17 protein-coding genes are annotated in these 16,412 nt (G+C 44.7%); 8 read left to right on the top strand and 9 right to left on the bottom strand.

The annotated features are described in order from the left end of the window. Positions 1-113: 113 nt before the first annotated feature. On the bottom strand, positions 114-749 hold the full coding sequence (locus ACHUFM_RS14805) for a LysE family translocator (protein ID WP_394183131.1): 636 nt from the start codon (positions 747-749) through the stop codon (positions 114-116). Between the two features lie 291 nt (positions 750-1,040). On the opposite strand from ACHUFM_RS14805, the gene ACHUFM_RS14810 reads away from it, so the two are divergent. Continuing rightward, positions 1,041-1,916: a DMT family transporter gene (locus ACHUFM_RS14810; protein WP_394183133.1), complete on the top strand. Its 876-nt coding sequence runs from the start codon at positions 1,041-1,043 to the stop codon at positions 1,914-1,916. Here the strand turns inward: ACHUFM_RS14810 and ACHUFM_RS14815 are convergent. From ACHUFM_RS14815 to ACHUFM_RS14825, 3 genes are all read right to left on the bottom strand, one after another. Next, positions 1,910-2,365, bottom strand: a complete 456-nt coding sequence (locus ACHUFM_RS14815) for an Lrp/AsnC family transcriptional regulator (RefSeq protein ID WP_063333945.1) — start codon at positions 2,363-2,365, stop codon at positions 1,910-1,912. The two genes, ACHUFM_RS14810 and ACHUFM_RS14815, sit on opposite strands and share 7 nt — an antisense overlap. 91 nt (positions 2,366-2,456) lie before the next feature. Continuing rightward, on the bottom strand, positions 2,457-2,948 hold the full coding sequence (gene ilvN / locus ACHUFM_RS14820; RefSeq protein WP_063333944.1) for an acetolactate synthase small subunit: 492 nt from the start codon (positions 2,946-2,948) through the stop codon (positions 2,457-2,459). Between the two features lie 2 nt (positions 2,949-2,950). Further along, the gene (locus ACHUFM_RS14825; RefSeq protein WP_394183136.1) at positions 2,951-4,663 is read right to left on the bottom strand and encodes an acetolactate synthase 3 large subunit; all 1,713 of its coding nucleotides are present in this window, start codon (positions 4,661-4,663) and stop codon (positions 2,951-2,953) included. Positions 4,664-5,090: 427 nt separating this feature from the next. Between ACHUFM_RS14825 and ACHUFM_RS14830 the strand changes: the two genes are divergently transcribed. Both ACHUFM_RS14830 and queG read left to right on the top strand, forming a co-directional pair. Beyond that, a complete protein-coding gene (locus tag ACHUFM_RS14830) occupies positions 5,091-5,351 on the top strand; it encodes a hypothetical protein (RefSeq protein ID WP_063333942.1) in 261 nt (86 codons plus the stop codon). A gap of 57 nt (positions 5,352-5,408) precedes the next feature. Next, positions 5,409-6,482, top strand: coding sequence for a tRNA epoxyqueuosine(34) reductase QueG (gene queG, locus ACHUFM_RS14835; RefSeq protein ID WP_394183137.1), 1,074 nt, complete (start codon positions 5,409-5,411; stop codon positions 6,480-6,482). An 18-nt stretch (positions 6,483-6,500) separates the two neighbouring features. On the opposite strand, the gene ACHUFM_RS14840 is transcribed toward queG, so the two are convergent. Then, complete coding sequence (locus ACHUFM_RS14840; RefSeq protein ID WP_394183139.1) at positions 6,501-7,364, bottom strand: acyl-CoA thioesterase domain-containing protein; 864 nt, start codon at positions 7,362-7,364, stop codon at positions 6,501-6,503. A 179-nt stretch (positions 7,365-7,543) separates the two neighbouring features. Here ACHUFM_RS14840 and moaA point away from each other — a divergent pair, with 179 nt between their 5' ends. The 4 genes from moaA to ACHUFM_RS14860 all read left to right on the top strand — a co-directional run bounded on the left by moaA (position 7,544) and on the right by ACHUFM_RS14860 (position 10,810). Beyond that, positions 7,544-8,539, top strand: a complete 996-nt coding sequence (gene moaA / locus ACHUFM_RS14845) for a GTP 3',8-cyclase MoaA (RefSeq protein ID WP_394183141.1) — start codon at positions 7,544-7,546, stop codon at positions 8,537-8,539. Between the two features lie 11 nt (positions 8,540-8,550). Further along, positions 8,551-9,099, top strand: coding sequence for a molybdenum cofactor biosynthesis protein B (moaB, locus tag ACHUFM_RS14850; RefSeq protein WP_394183142.1), 549 nt, complete (start codon positions 8,551-8,553; stop codon positions 9,097-9,099). Continuing rightward, positions 9,099-10,289 carry a molybdopterin molybdotransferase MoeA gene (locus ACHUFM_RS14855; RefSeq protein WP_394183143.1) on the top strand — a complete coding sequence of 397 codons (1,191 nt, stop codon included), beginning with the start codon at positions 9,099-9,101 and terminating at the stop codon, positions 10,287-10,289. Before moaB ends, ACHUFM_RS14855 begins: the two co-directional genes overlap by 1 nt. Before the next feature lie 92 nt (positions 10,290-10,381). Next, positions 10,382-10,810, top strand: a complete 429-nt coding sequence (locus ACHUFM_RS14860) for a HepT-like ribonuclease domain-containing protein (protein ID WP_113873688.1) — start codon at positions 10,382-10,384, stop codon at positions 10,808-10,810. A gap of 16 nt (positions 10,811-10,826) precedes the next feature. Here ACHUFM_RS14860 and ACHUFM_RS14865 read toward each other — a convergent pair whose 3' ends face one another. Both ACHUFM_RS14865 and serB read right to left on the bottom strand, forming a co-directional pair. Next, complete coding sequence (locus ACHUFM_RS14865; RefSeq protein ID WP_113873687.1) at positions 10,827-11,753, bottom strand: LysR family transcriptional regulator; 927 nt, start codon at positions 11,751-11,753, stop codon at positions 10,827-10,829. A 123-nt stretch (positions 11,754-11,876) separates the two neighbouring features. Next, positions 11,877-12,788: a phosphoserine phosphatase SerB gene (serB, locus tag ACHUFM_RS14870; RefSeq protein WP_394183144.1), complete on the bottom strand. Its 912-nt coding sequence runs from the start codon at positions 12,786-12,788 to the stop codon at positions 11,877-11,879. A 230-nt stretch (positions 12,789-13,018) separates the two neighbouring features. Between serB and ACHUFM_RS14875 the strand changes: the two genes are divergently transcribed. Beyond that, positions 13,019-14,464 (top strand): YtjB family periplasmic protein, encoded by a 1,446-nt coding sequence (locus tag ACHUFM_RS14875; RefSeq protein ID WP_394183146.1) that lies wholly within the window; start codon positions 13,019-13,021, stop codon positions 14,462-14,464. 83 nt (positions 14,465-14,547) lie between these two features. Here the strand turns inward: ACHUFM_RS14875 and rpoS are convergent, their stop codons facing one another. Further along, the gene (gene rpoS, locus ACHUFM_RS14880) at positions 14,548-15,543 is read right to left on the bottom strand and encodes an RNA polymerase sigma factor RpoS (protein ID WP_394183147.1); all 996 of its coding nucleotides are present in this window, start codon (positions 15,541-15,543) and stop codon (positions 14,548-14,550) included. 29 nt (positions 15,544-15,572) lie between these two features. Then, the gene (locus ACHUFM_RS14885) at positions 15,573-16,355 is read right to left on the bottom strand and encodes a peptidoglycan DD-metalloendopeptidase family protein (RefSeq protein ID WP_394183148.1); all 783 of its coding nucleotides are present in this window, start codon (positions 16,353-16,355) and stop codon (positions 15,573-15,575) included. Positions 16,356-16,412: the final 57 nt, after the last annotated feature.

Below are 16,412 nucleotides of genomic sequence, written 5' to 3' on the forward strand. Positions count from 1 at the left end.
CATGAATCGTATCCATGATGTTCTCCTTTTAAACTGACCTACTCAGTATAGAAGGGGGTGTCCATTTCATTATTTTGATTGTTTGACGATTTAAATAACCAGAGCCAGAAGGCTCAAGAACGGGTCGCGGTAGCCAAAAATACACTGGCCATAACAAACACACTTCCCATCCCTCGGTTTAAATTTTTCATACCACTGGGCTTCTTAATCAAACGGCGAATCTGCTTACCACCCAAAGCATAGACATAAGCGGCAATAAATTCAGTCACGCAAAAAGTCACTCCCATCCAGAAAAATTGCATTGGCACTGGCTGAGTCAAATCCAACATCTGTGGAAAAATCGCAGTAAACAACAAAATGGCTTTCGGGTTACTCACAGCAACCAGAAATTCCTGACGCATTCTGGCAAAGTGATTGGATTTTGCCCGCACACCATTTTCCGACTCGTGTTCCTGCAAAGCCGTTGCCGCACTACGCCAAGTTTTCACGCCAATGTAGAAAAGGTAAACCACACCGAGCCACTTAATGACACTAAACCAAAATACAGACGATACAATAATGGCCCCCAAGCCCAATGCGGATACCAACATCAAGAGACTGAACGCCAAGTTACGTCCAAATACCGCAATCACTGCAGGCACAGCACCGTACTGCATACCATTGTGCATCGCGGTAAAATTATTAGGGCCAGGCCCAAGCGACAACAACATAATCAAAGGTGCGATCGTCAACCATAAACTCAAGGTCACTTCAGCTTACTCCTACACTACAATCTGTTCAGAAAACCATCAAAAAGGGGCGCAACTTTACCTTGAGTTTCATCTTCTGCCAACTGTTTTATTAGATTCTATAAACGTGTTTTTTTATCCACCTAAGAGCGGCCATCTATTCGTAAGTCAGTCATCATCATTTCTTTCGAATCTAAAGCGAATCCCTTGCCTTACTTTGTCTTTGTTATGTCGCAAAACACAACTTAAACCTACAATTTTTCCCACGTAATAAAAGACGATTTATCCACTTTTTAAACAAGAGAAAAAAAGATGACGATTTCCCATTTATTTCTGTGGCTAACGGCGACGATTTGGGGTTTTGCCTTTGTCGCGCAAAGCGTTGGAATGGAATCCCTCGGCCCATACAGCTTCAATGCGGCTCGCTTTACCTTAGCCGCTTTATCCATGTTGCCATTGGCCTATCTATTTGAACGTCATCGCAAGGCAGACATGGGCTTAACCATAAAAGCTGGCGCTATTGCCGGATTAATCCTGTTTTCTGGAGCGACGTTACAACAAATAGGCCTGCTCTATACCACAGCCGCCAACGCAGGTTTTATCACCACCATGTACATGCTCATTGTGCCGATTGTTGGCTTGTTTCTAAAACACACCATTGAACGTCATACTTGGCTGGGTATTGCTCTCGCTGTCATCGGGTTATACACCCTTACTGTGGGGCCGAACTTAAGCATTCAAAAAGGCGACGCGATTGAGTTAGCGGGGGCTTTCTTCTGGGCGGCACATGTTTTGGTGGTTGGTTACTACTCGCGTAAAGTGCCTATCATTAGTTTCTCAATCGTACAGCTAGTCATTGTGGCGGTCTTTTCTTGGATCCTTGCCCTGTTAACAGAACAGCCCACTTGGCAAAACATTCAACAAAGCTGGCTGCCATTGGTTTACGCAGGTATTGCCTCTTCTGCCATCGCGTATTCTTTGCAAACCCTAGGGCAAAAAAATGTTGCACCAAGTTCGGCGGCATTGATCCTATCAACAGAAGCCGTTTTCGCCGCTATTGGTGGGTGGTTGTTAATGGATGAGTACTTATCAACACGTGAATTCATGGGTTGCACGCTGATCTTTGTCGGCATGATCATCAGCCAGTGGCCACGCCAAAATAAAATGCCGGCCAGTGTCGCTCAATAAGTCTCTGGCGTTTTCTCACTGTCCGCCGGTATTTCACGAGATACCGGCGTCGACAATATCATCATGGTATTGGTGTCACTTAGATCGATAAGACGTTCCAGCAATTGATCGAGCTTAGACATAGAATGCACTGCCACTCGTAACACAAAAGCATAAGGCCCAGTGACATTGTAACAATCCACCACCTCGTCCAGACTCATCACCAAAGCTTTAAATTCCCGCTCTTTAGTACGATACACCTGACACTCCACCAGCGCAGTGATAGGAATACCAATTTTTTCCAAATTGACCTTAACGTGATAACCAGTAATCACGCCTGCTTCCTCTAATTTTCGGATACGCTCTGCTACCGCAGGGGCAGACAGATGCACTAATTTGCCCAACTCAGCGTAGGTCAATCGCGCATTTTCGCCTAAAGCTTTGAGTAACTTCCAATTCGTTTTATCCACATTGCGTTCCTATCAAAGGGCTTCGAAATAGAAAGGCCGCGATAAATCGCGGCCTTTGAAGGTGACAAAAGGTTGTACTGTTAGTCCACGATCAAAGAGACAAGGTCTTCTCACCACGAGCAATACCAGAAACACCTGTTCGTACTACCTCAAGCAGGTGTGCTCCACCTAATGCTTGTAGAAAACCATCCAATTTGTCGGACTCACCAACAATTTGAACGGTATAGATCGACGGCGTCATGTCCACAATGTTACCACGGAAGATATCGACCGTACGCTTCACTTCTGCTCGCTGAGCCCCCGTGGCGCGTACTTTCACCAGCATCATTTCACGTTCAATGTGCTGCCCTTCGGTCAAATCCACCAGCTTAACCACATCAATCAACTTGTTCAGCTGCTTGGTGATTTGCTCAACCACTTGATCCGAACCAAAGGTTGTCAAGGTTAGACGAGACAAGGTTGGATCGTCCGTTGCGGCAACGTTCAAAGACTCGATATTAAAGTTTCGCTGAGAAAACAAACCCACTACGCGCGACAAAGCACCAGGCTCATTTTCCATTAGTACAGAAATAATATGTCGCATAATTAGGTTCGCTCCGTCTTACTCAAGAACATATCGCGCATAGAGCCGCGTGGCACTTGCATTGGATAAACGTGCTCTTCTGGATCCACATAGCAATTGATGAAGACCAATTGATCTTGCATTGCAAACGCTTCTTCCATCTTGGCATCGAGTTCATCTTTGGTTCGGATCTCAACATACTTGTGACGATAAGCATCCATCAGTACTTTGAAATCCGGCAATGAATCCATGTAGGAGTTCGAATAACGACCTTCATAGTTCATATCTTGCCATTGGCGAACCATGCCAAGATAACCATTGTTAAGACATAAAATCTTCACTGGCAAGCCGTACTGCAAACAAGTAGACAGCTCTTGAATATTCATCTGAATACTGCCTTCACCCGTTACACAAACCACGGTTTCTTTCGGGAAGTTCATTTTGACGCCCATCGCCGCCGGTAAACCGAAGCCCATCGTGCCTAAGCCGCCTGAGTTTACCCAACGATTTGGTTTGTCAAACTTGTAATACTGAGCTGCAAACATCTGGTGTTGGCCCACATCCGAAGCCACAAATGCGTCTCCTTTTGTGGCACGCCAGCAAGCTTCAATGGCCGCTTGTGGTTTAATTTTCTCACCACTGGTGTCGTATCGACCACCGTGTACTGCACGCCATTCATCAATCTGCTTCCACCAAGTTTCCAAGGCTTCGGTATTACTCTGCTCGCCAGCCACTAATGACTGCATTTCTTCTAATACCTGAGTAACAGGTCCGACAATTGGCACATCCGCACGAATGGTCTTAGAAATTGCCGCAGGATCAATATCAATGTGAATGATTTTTGCACCAGGACAGAATTGGTCTGGATCATTAGTAACACGATCATCAAAACGCGCGCCCACCGCCAAGATCACATCACTGTGATGCATGGTCATGTTGGCTTCGTAACTGCCGTGCATGCCTAACATACCGACAAATTGACGATCCGTTCCTGGATAAGCACCCAAGCCCATCAAGGTGTTGGTCACAGGTACATTTAATGATTTGGCTAGATTGACCAATAAATCCGACGCACCACCCATGATGACACCACCACCAGCGTAAATAACCGGACGCTTAGCTGCTAACAACAGCTCAACCGCTTTTTTAATCTGACCACTGTGGCCTTTCGTCGGTGGCGTATAAGAACGCAATGAAACCGATTCAGGGTATTTGTATTCGAATTTCTCACCCGGCATGGTCATGTCTTTCGGCACGTCGATAACGACAGGACCGGGACGACCACTGGACGCAATGTAATACGCCTTTTTCATGATGGTGGGGATTTCAGAAGGATGCTTTACCGTAAAACTGTGTTTTACGATAGGACGCGAAACACCGACCATGTCGGTTTCTTGGAAGGCATCTTCACCGATCAGGTAACTCATTACCTGACCACAGATAACCACCATTGGGATAGAGTCCATGTAAGCGGTTGCAATACCAGTGACCGTATTGGTTGCACCAGGTCCAGAGGTCACCAGCACAGTGCCAGCTTTACCTGTCGCGCGCGCATAACCATCTGCCATGTGGGTAGCCGCTTGTTCATGCCTAACCAGAACGTGCTTAACATCAGATTGACGATGCAAAGCATCGTAAATGTGAAGTGCGGCACCACCTGGATAACCATAGATATATTCAACTCCCTCATCTTTGAGGAAGCGGGCGATCATTTCACCACCGGATAATAACTCCACCTTGTTACCCTCTATAGTATTTATCTGCTGTTAAAATTATTAGTGCGGCTATTGTAACCGCATACGACAAGCAGATTAAAGTTGATAGAACGAAGTTTGCTGAACTAACTGAGGTAACTTTAAAAAAAGAACACTCAAACGCAATAAATCGCAGTTGTTACACTGCCCGCGTCTTTTCGCGAGGAGAAGCATAAAATAACGATATTGCGTCATGTTATGCTTGTGCTTATCAGACTGACTCTGATTGAAATGAGCTAGTGGCTCAAAGATATGACCTTATCGACTGGATGGTGTCGATTTATAAGAGGTTAATTCTCGCTTTGAGGCGATATATTGTCAACAGCAATACACGAAAACAAACAGAAAAACTTGCTCTAATATGCGCTTCATGGTGTCATACGCAGATTATTTGATTAGGAGTTTTACCATGGCTAACGAACTAAACCAACAACGCATCATCGACGAGTTCTTACGCTGTTTCCGTAAATTATTAATGGACCCAAAACTGGCTTCTGAATTAGTTCGCATTGCCAAAGAAAACATCAATGAGCCAAATGCTTATCAACGCATTGCAGAAGAAGTGTCTAGCCAGACCACCTTGAAAATCCCAGAAGAACATACCGAAGCGGATCGTATGTTTATCAAACTGTTAATGGACGTCGTGAAAGGCGATGCCTTGCTTTACTAATCAAATTGACTTTCGCTAGGCAGCCTTTGCCTAGCGTCAAGATAAACCGGATTTTCCTTGCTGCCTTCTTCACTTTCCACACCAGACGACCTTGCAAAACTGGTCACTGATATAAAAACATGGGCAACCGAATTTGGTTTTGCCGATGCACGCATTGTGGATCCCGACCTGGGTCAACACAAAGACCAATTCAACAACTGGTTAGACAAAGGCTATCATGCCGGCATGGATTATCTTGCCAACCATGGCGACATGCGCTTCTACCCTGAACAACTCCACCCAGGCACACGCCGAGTTATTTCCTTACGCATGCACTATCTGCCGCAATCAGTGGAAACGGTAGAACGCTTGCAAACCAAAGAAAAAGCTTACATTGCTCGTTACGCATTAGGCCGTGATTACCACAAACTAATCCGTAAACGTCTCACGCAACTGGCTAAGAAAATACAAGAACAGGTTGGTGATCATGGCTATCGCGCTTTTGTCGACAGTGCGCCCGTATTAGAAAGGCAAATTGCCGAACAAGCTGGCATGGGCTGGATAGGTAAAAATACTTTATTGTTAACCCCAAAAGCAGGCAGCTGGTTTTTACTGGGTGAAATTTTTACTAATTTACCATTGCCTGTGGATAAACCAACAAAAACGCGTCATTGCGGCAGTTGTGACGCTTGTTTAACTCAATGCCCAACTGACGCCTTTGTTGAGCCTTGGGTACTGGATGCGGGCAAATGCATTTCCTATCTCACCATTGAGCATAAAGGCCCTATTCCTGAAGCGTTAAGAAGCAAAATGGGCAATCGCATTTTTGGCTGTGACGATTGCCAATTGGTTTGCCCTTGGACCAAATTTGCCAAGCACACAGAAGAAGACGATTTTCAGCCCAGACACAACCTAGATAGCGCCGATTTGATCGACCTATTTCTATGGGATGAAGAAACCTTTTTAAAAAATACCGAAGGCTCCCCTATTCGTCGTACCGGCTATGAAAATTGGCAACGCAACATCGCCGTTGCCCTAGGGAACGCCCCCACCACAGAAAAAACTATAAAGGCGTTACAACAGGCGCTTGAACACAGCACACCTTTAGTCCAAGAACATATTCAATGGGCGCTGACACAGCATCATAGTTAATCTGTTTCTTGCCTTAGGCTATTTGTCTTTCGAATAGCGAATCAAGCCTTCTTGAGCCGTCGATGCAACCAACTCTCCTTTTTGGTTAAAAATTTGTCCCCGTGCAAACCCTCTCGCTGAAGAAGCAGACGGCGAATCTGCAACGTACAATAACCACTCATCTAAGCGGAATGGACGGTGGAACCAAATCGCGTGATCCAAACTGGCTATGTTCAAATACGGGTTGCCAATGGATAAACCATGGGGCATCAAGGCGGTTTCGATAAAACCATAGTCCGTGGTGTACGCCAACATGGATTGATGAATCAATTCATCATCTGGTAACGGAGCAACACTGCGAATCCACATATGGCGCTTAGCAATACCTGGACGAGGACGGAACGGATTTTGGTTCTCCACAATACGATATTCAATGGGACGATCTGCAGTGAAAATTTCACGCACTTTTTCTGGGATTTCTTCTGCATGCGCTCGGAATAAAGACAGTTCCGACTTAAAGGATTCCGGCCCAGGTACATTGGGCATGGCGTCCTGATGATCTAACCCCAACTCTTGCAAATGGAAAGACACCGTCATCACCAAAATACTCTTACCAAACTGAGACGCTACCACACGACGTAGACTGAAACTGCCGCCATCGCGGACTATTTCCACATCATAATGAATCGGTTCGGCGGAATCACCTGGGCGTAAAAAGTAGCAATGCAATGAGTGGGGGAAACGCCCTTCTACCGTTTGCGTGGCCGCACTTAGACCTTGGCCAATAACATGGCCTCCAAACAGTTTTGGAAAACCTATGTCCTGACTACGACCGATAAACTGGGTGTCAGATACTCGTTCTAGTTTCAATAATTCAATGAGATTATTTACAACAGGGTTCAAGATGCCACTCCTCGACAACAATAATATGCATCATATTATGACGTTTTTTCACACGTCCCACGATCCGCAAATTCAGATAAAATATGAATTCCTCGAATTAATCTCGCGAAAACCGCCTTGCTACTTTACTAACACAGGTCTTTTTTGCTTTTATGACAGTCTGCAAGTGGAGAAATGTCTTGGCTACGTCTGAACTGATCGATCCTTTTGGTCGCAAAATTGATTATTTACGCATCTCGGTGACCGATCGATGTGATTTTCGTTGCACCTATTGTATGGACGAAGACGTTTCTTTTTTAGCCCGCGAACAGATTCTCTCTTTGGAAGAGATTGTCTTTGTGGCGCAAACCTTTATAGCCATGGGCACCAAACGTATTCGCATTACAGGTGGTGAACCGTTAGTTCGTAAAAACATTCTTTGGGCGATTGAGAAAATCGCCAATACCCCCGGATTAGAAGAACTCACCATCACCACCAATGGCTCACAATTAGCAAAAATGGCCCCTGCCTTATTGAACGCAGGCGTCTCACGCATCAACATCAGCTTAGACACCTTGAAAGCCGAGCGTTTTTACCAGCTAACGCGACGAGATAAGTTCCAACAGGTCATTGACGGCATCGAACGCGCAGCCCAACTGCCTTTCAAACGCTTAAAACTCAATAGCGTCATTTTAAAAGGTCGTAATGATGATGAAGTGCCAGCCTTGGCTGACTTTGCTCTAAACCGTGGTTTGGACATCAGTTACATAGAAGAAATGCCTTTGGGCGTGATCCACGATCATGATAGAGCCGCCACGTACATGTCCAGCGATGATGTGATCGAAGCGATCTCGGGACATTACCAATTAAGCCCCAGTACCATGACCACAGGTGGCCCAACACGATACTATCAAGTCGCAGGGTATGAAAATCGTATCGGTACGATTTCCCCACACAGTCATAATTTTTGCGACACCTGTAACCGCGTACGCTTAACCGCAGAGGGTCGATTGTTACTCTGCTTAGGTAACGAACACGCTAAGGACTTAAAAAGTCTCTTACGATCCAATCCAAACAATACCCCGTTACTCGAAGAACGCATTATTGATGCTTTGGCTCTCAAGCCTCAGCAGCACCACTTCAATCTAGATGAAGCGCCGCAAATACTTCGCTTTATGAGCGCAACTGGCGGCTGAGAAGGAATACAATGGCAAAAACAGCAACCCCATTTCGACCACTAAACATCAGTGTTTTAACCGTTTCCGATACTCGCACACTGGCTGAAGATACTTCTGGCGAAGCATTAATTGAGATGCTAAACGCAGCTGGTCATCACCTTAAACAGCGCCAAATCGTCAAAGACGATGTCTATCAAATGCGCGCCGTCGTTTCCCAATGGATTGCTGATGAAGACACTCATGCCGTTCTCATTACTGGCGGTACAGGGTTTTATGCTCGTGACAGTACACCAGAGGCTATGACACCTTTATTCGACAAAACCATTGAAGGTTTTGGCGAGCTGTTCCGCCAAATTTCCTATGATGAGATTGGTACATCAACCATTCAATCTCGTGCCATTGCCGGCTTAGCTAACCGCACTTTAATATTTTGCTTACCAGGCTCAACAGGCGCCTGCCGAACCGCTTGGAATGGCATTTTGAAAGAGCAATTAGATGCCACCCATAAACCATGTAACTTTGTTGGTATGTTACTTGGACCATTGGCTTCAGAGGACACCGATGGAGTTGCCTCTTAATGTCTAATTTGCTCCCTTTTGAAGAGGCTTTGACGGCAATTGAAAAGGCCGCTACGGTGCGTGTAGCAAGCGAAACCTTACCTTTACCTAAGGCGTTAGGTCGTATCTTGGCGGAAAATATTGTGGCACCGATTAACGTCCCCCCACAAGCCAATAGCGCAATGGATGGTTATGCCATTGCCTATCAAGATTGGCAAGATGGCAAAGCCTTTAGGGTTAGCCAACGCATTGCCGCGGGACAAGCACCACAGCCCTTACAAGCTGGCACCTGTGCACGAATCTTCACGGGGGCTATTTTACCCGCTGGGGCAGATACCATTATCATGCAGGAAAACGCCCAAGTTGAAGCTGAGCAGGTTCGTTTTCTGTCGACGCCACAACAAGGTGATCATGTCAGACCAAGCGGCCAAGACATGCAACAGGGACAAACCGTTGCTTTGTCTGGCCAGCAACTGAGCGCGATGCAAATTGGTCTGCTTGCCAGTTTAGGAATTACTCAAGTTAGTGTTTTTCAACCATTACGAGTGGGCATTCTAACCACAGGTGATGAATTGGTCTCAGCAGGATCCCCGCTACTAATAGGTCAAATTTACAATTCCAATGGCCCCATGCTCGACGCTTTAGTCACTGAAGCCGGACATAAGGTTACCTGCTCGCTGCACGCAGCGGATACGCCAGAAGCAACAGAACAGGCTTTGCAGCAATTGACCAAAGAATGTGACGTCATTTTATCATCGGGCGGTGTTTCGGTTGGCGAAGAGGATCATGTCAAACATGTGCTAGAAAAACTCGGTACATTACACCTATGGAAAATAGCCATCAAACCGGGTAAGCCATTGGTGCATGCAAGCTTAAATGGAGTTCCTTTTTTAGGATTGCCCGGCAACCCCAGTTCAACCTTAGTGACGTTTCATTGGTTTGCTCGTTTATTGCTATCCGTCTGTGCTGGTGCTCAAGCGACGAGACCAAAAGCTTACACAGTTAAAGCGGGATTTCGTCGTTCCAAGGCCATTCAACGAGACGAATTCTTACGAGTAACAATCCAACAGGGTAAAGCACACCCCCATGCCCAACAAAGTTCGGGCGCTTTGCTAGCGGCCTGTGAAAGCCAAGGCTATTTGCACATCAAAGCGCGAGAATCCGTAGAAGAAAACCAAGAATACGATTTTTACCCTTTTAACAGCTTCTAAGTCTTCAACCTTTTCAAAATGGCCAATGCTCACCTAAACTGATGATAGTGCACTTAAAGTAGTGCGCTTTCATCGATTAAAGAGGTGTGCAAATGAGAGACTTAAATTGGGAAAATGCTCTTTATGATCATCAACACAGCATGATCAAAAGACTCGACTCATTCCGTAAGCAAACCAAAAACGGAGAATACAGCCGTGATGAAATCATGGTAATAGAGCATTCATTTCAACTTCTCGTTGCCTCTATGCTGGACCTGGCAAAATACGTTTTAAAACATCACTACCAAGCGGAAGTACACGCCCGTAAAGATGTACTAGACGCACTGATAAGTCATCAGGATGTCACGTTCGAACAGGCTGAACAGATCAAATATTTGATCCAATTAAGAGACACCATACTGCACGATTATCTGGAAGAAAATTTCGACGATTTAGCAGAAGCCATGACGTTAAAACGCTACAGTTTAGTAGAGGTACTAACAAAAGAATGGGTCAGCCGTTTAGCCAACTTGGAGAAATAACAAGAGCTCAGGGTGTTTAAGTGGTTTGTGTTGCTTTGATAAAAGCTTGTCTTAATAAACCACGAAACCAAATGTGCGCTGAATCGTGCTGATAACTTTCATGCCAGATCATAGAATAATCAAAGCTACGCGTTTGAAATGGTAACTCGAACAACTCTATGTCGGATGCCGTCTGAACCATGTCTTCGGCGAAGAGCTTTGGCACTGTTAATAGCAGATCACTGTTCATAACGGTTCTTGCCGCTGGCACAAAGTTTGGCAAATGCACAGACACATGTCGTTTGTGCCCCAGTTTATCAAGCTCTCTGTCCACCGCAAAGAATTCACGCCGTCCTAATACCACTTGAACATGGTCTGCCTGTAAATAAGCATCGAGCGTTAATCCTTGATTAAGAAGAGGATGTTCCTTACGCGCCAAACACACCATACAGTCACTCTGCAGACGCATTGCTCGTATACCTGGTGGTGGCTCCTTCGATAACACCGACACAGCCAGATCAATATTACGTTGATCAAGCTCCGTCACCATGTCTTCATTCCAGGATTTTACATCCAATACTGCGCTGGGCGCTTCTTGTCGAAACTGATCAAGTATCTTAGGTAAGACGGTTAGCGTGCCAAAGTCTGTCGTTGATAAAGAAAAACGTCGCTGGCTTTGAGCGGGATTAAACTCAACAGGCTGTATTAAGTTTTCAAGGTTTTTCAGAGTATCAGCCAAATACGGCGCTAAGCTCTGGGTTTTCGCTGTTGCCGACAAGCCATGAGACGTTCGGATAAACAACGGATCATCAAAGACATCTCTTAAACGAGACAAAGAACGACTTACGGCAGGCTGAGAAACATTTAAACGAGAGGCGGCTTTAGTCACGTTAAGTTCTTCAATTAACACTTGAAGCACATAAAGCAAATTTAGATCGATGTCCGACAACTTTATTTCTGACACAACCACACCTCATTTAGACTTATTATTATAACTGATGATCATAACAAGCTTTTCTAGAAGACCATAGTTTTCCCGTTAAATCAGCCTAATTTCATCAATCTTACCAATAAAGAGTAGAGATCATTAGGCTTCAAGGCGTTTTATTTCTGCTGAAGTCATACCTAAAAGATATAATATCCCATCTAAACCAAGCTGGTTCATCGGGCAAGGCGCTTGTTGACGGACAAGTGGTTTGGCATGCAAAGCTACACCAAGAGCGGCCTGATTGAGCATCAACAAATCGTTGGCACCATCGCCACAAGCAATAGTTTGCGACCAATCCACTTGCTGCTCTTCCACTATTTTAGACAGCAAGAACTTTTTACGCTCACCATCGACAATCTCGCCAAGGTGTTTGCCCGTTAATGCGCCATCTTCTATTTCCAAGACATTGGCATGCACTTCACTCATCTGATATTCTGCTTGCACTCGGTCTGCAAAGTAGGTAAATCCACCAGACAATATCGCGGTATGCCAGCCAAAATGATTCAGTACTGACATCAACCTGGCAATGCCATCCATCGGTTGGATGCGCTGATAAACGCCGTCCATCACTTCACTGCTCAACCCCTTTAAAAGCGCTAATCGTTGCACGAAACTTTCCACAAAATCGATTTCGCCTCGCATGGCGCTAGCCGTTACCGCCGCAATTTGTTCACCAATGCCCGCTTCAACCGCTAATTCATCCATGACTTCTGCTTTGATTAACGTCGAATCCATATCAAAGACGGCCACACCACCCGCTTTGATGTCTAGGGCCGTGGTTTGTAGGATATGATCTATACCAGTTTCATCCGCTAAGGCGAGTAACTCCGCTCGAAACGCTTCAGCCTCGAAATGTCCCTCTACTAGCGTCACTTGAGCCACTTTTACCGCATCATGATCGTCCGACAGCAAACGCGTCTCAGTAGAAAGATCTTTACGATTTAACCAAGCATGGAACTGTTTTAAGTAGTCGGTTCCGAACGATCCAATAAGCGTGATACAAGCTGACATAAGGGCTCCTCAAATAATGTGCTGACTACTATAACAAATCGTTTTCTATTCTCTAAGCAGGATTTATCTCGCAAGACCGGTAATATGAGTAAAAATAAAAGCCTTACTGATTGTTTAGAAAAACAAAAACTTATTCGACTGGCTTTGATGCCACTTAAAGATTTCAGAAAACGGCCGTTATCATGTGTATACTTAAGTCATTGTTCTGTGTATAAGCCTAAAGGAAATGAATGGACACCCAATCAAAAAAGAAGGTTTTCTCAGCGTTCATACGTAAGCGACTCAGCGCCTCTATGATCACGGTCGCCACGTTCCTTTCATTGATGATTCTAACCGTGTGTATTTTTTGGTACACCATGACTCACGCACTGAGTAATTACCTTTCCCAGCAAACGGAAGTATTGGGCAGTAGTTTGGCAACGCAAGCGGCCTTTAATGCCACCCAATCTATTTTGACCAACGACTTACTGAGTCTAAACGTCCTGTTAAATCGTCTTGTTGTCGATGAAAATATTCTCAGTGCACGAGTCTACAATAAGAAAGATGAACTCTTGGCCGAAGCGGATAGCAGTGGTGCAAGCATCCGCTCTGAACAGGAACTTAGACCCAGTGAAAAACGTCGGGTATACAGCTCTAGTATTAAATTCCGCGATGAAATCGTCGGACACGTTCTAATCACCCTAGACAAAACCCCCGCACAAGCCACTTTGAAACACCTCAATAACTTATTAATTGGCGTGGCTATTTTTATTTCCACCATCGCTCTGCTCATTATTGCGATCCTTACACGCTGGTTATTTAATCCCATTAATGACATCCGTGATGCATTAATTAATCTGGATAAAAAACAGAGAAAGTCGACCCTTGCTGAACCGATTTATAAAGAAGCACGCTTACTCTATCAAGCGGTTACCGAAACCCGTCCGAAGAAAAAAGTGGTCAAAGTCGCCTCAGAAACCAACACCGCTGAAATTTCATCGGAAGAAGAAATCAGTCAAGTCGAAAAAGCCCAATTTGAAATTAACTTTGATGCCATCTTTGAGGAATCTAAACAACGTAGCTGCTTGCTTTATTTCGACATTCTCAATCTGGAAAAATGGCATGAAGACTTATCCCCCCTTCAGGTTGCAAATTTATTAACCCCTATCTACCGTGCTATGTTTCAAGCGAGTGAAACATACCTAGGTCAAGTTCACCAATATCAGAACGATGCCGCTATCATCCTCTTTAGTGCCGAGCACTGTGAAGATAATTTATACCTGAATGCGATTTGTACCGCTGAGCTGTTCATTGGGTTAGTCGAGAAGCTCTATGAAAATGAACTCTACGAGGATGCCCCTAGACTCGACTTCCACTTAGGTCTTCACCAAGGTAATGCGCAAGTATCACATATGATTAAGGAAGATAAGCTGGAACCAGAGAGAATTGCGGGATTACTTGAGAAAGTCGCTCAATTGAAAAAAACAGAGCATATAAACAAACTAGTCATCACAGACGACATTTTTACCTTATCACAAATCCAAAACCGTGTATTTACTAGCCTTCCCGACATCATTGAAGAAGATGATGAAGAAATTTTGGCGTACGAAGTCAAAGGATTATCGGATAAATACAGCAAAAAAATACAACAATACATCCTCGATATGACCAACTCTGAAGCCCAACCAGAACAATAAGAATATCAAGGTAAAACAAAGTACAGACGAAAAGGCCCAAATCTTATTTGGGCCTTTTTTGTCATGCTTGTAGAGATCGAAATTTATTCATTCATGCTAATCACATCGTCCAATGACAAACCTTCTTTGTCTAGGATCAGACGTAATTTACGCAATGCCTCAACTTGAATCTGACGCACGCGTTCTCGTGTTAAACCGATTTCTGCACCGACATGCTCAAGCGTACTGGCCTCATGCCCACGTAGCCCAAAACGGCGCGTAATCACCTCACATTGCTTCTCACTAAGCTCATCAAGCCATTGTTCAATGCCTTGCAATACGTCGCCATCCTGACGATCCGCTTCTGGTCCTTGATGTAAATCATCCGCTAGGACTTCCACTAAGCTTTTATCGTTGTTTTCGCCACCGAAAGATGCATCAATAGAGCTGATTTTTTCATTCAAACCGAGCATCTTTTGCACGTCTTCAACAGGGCAATCAAGCTTGTCAGCAATTTCCTCTGGACTCGGTTCGTGATCCAAGGTTTGAGTCAATTCACGAGCAGCTCGAAGGTAAACATTAAGTTCTTTGACAACGTGAATGGGTAAACGAATCGTGCGGGTTTGGTTCATGATGGCACGCTCAATGGTTTGACGTATCCACCATGTTGCGTAAGTTGAAAAACGAAAGCCTCGCTCTGGGTCAAACTTTTCGACTGCCCTAATTAGGCCTAGGTTGCCCTCTTCAATCAGATCAAGTAATGAAAGACCACGATTGAGATAACGGCGAGAAATTTTTACAACCAAACGTAGGTTACTTTCAATCATGCGCTTACGCGCCTTCTCATCACCTTTCAGTGCTAGACGCGCAAAATAAACCTCTTCTTCTGCGGATAAAAGAGGTGAAAAACCGATCTCACTCAAATACAGCTGAGTAACATCCAAACTTTTAGAAGAGTCTGCTTCCGCATATCGAGCATTAACAGCAGATTCAAATTCTTCATCTGCTGCCTCTTCTTGAAAGCCATCAAGTGTATCAAGGTCAAAGTCTCTGACGTTCGAAACCTTAGCTGTGTTTTTATCCATGCTTGCTAACTTCATACCCCCTCCTTAAAAACGCTAGTTTTTACTCAATTTTTGGGTAATACATCTAACGGATTAATCGGCTGTCCATCTCGGCGAACTTCAAAGTGAAGCAAGGGTCTATCCGTCCCCTTACCACCGATTACAGCAAGGGAATCACCAGCTCGAACACTTTGCTTTTCTTTTACTATGATTCTTTCGTTGTACGCATAGGCACTTAAGTAAACATCATCATGTTTCACGATCACTAGGTTTCCATAACCAATGAGACCACTGCCTGCATACACAACAACGCCATTTGCCGCTGCTTTCACCAAGTCACCTTTCTGTGCTTTGATGTCTATACCTTTACTACTAACCCCAGCGTTTGAAAACCCCCTCTTTACTTCTCCATCGACAGGCCAAGCCCATTTAATGTCTTTTGTAACTGGAGTCGTGGTTTTTGTTGCGACTTTTTTAGGCTCGTTACGAGTTACAGAAGTGGCTGATTTAGGTCTCACACTAGTCGTTTGAGAAGAAACCTGAGACGAGGATTTGGACACTGAAGATGACGCTCTTTTCGCCTCTCTCAAACGTATTTTTTGATTCGGATAGATGACATAAGGAGCATCAATATTATTGGCATTAGCCAAGGCGCGATAATCCAAGCCATAGCGAAAGGCAATGGAAAACAGGGTGTCACCGCTACGAACGCGATAGTATCCCGATGCGGGCACAGAAGAAACACGCGCATGATTTGACGAATAAGAAGCGGAGTTTTTATCTGGAAAATGCAGAACTTGATAAGAGCATCCTGTCAGAAAAAAGCACAACAAAACCAATTGAGCCATACTACTGACCAAGGTTTGTTTGACAGACTTTTTGTCATGACAACTAAAGATAATATT

This window comes from Marinomonas posidonica, assembly GCF_043643765.1.
Lineage (GTDB): Bacteria > Pseudomonadota > Gammaproteobacteria > Pseudomonadales > Marinomonadaceae > Marinomonas > Marinomonas posidonica_A.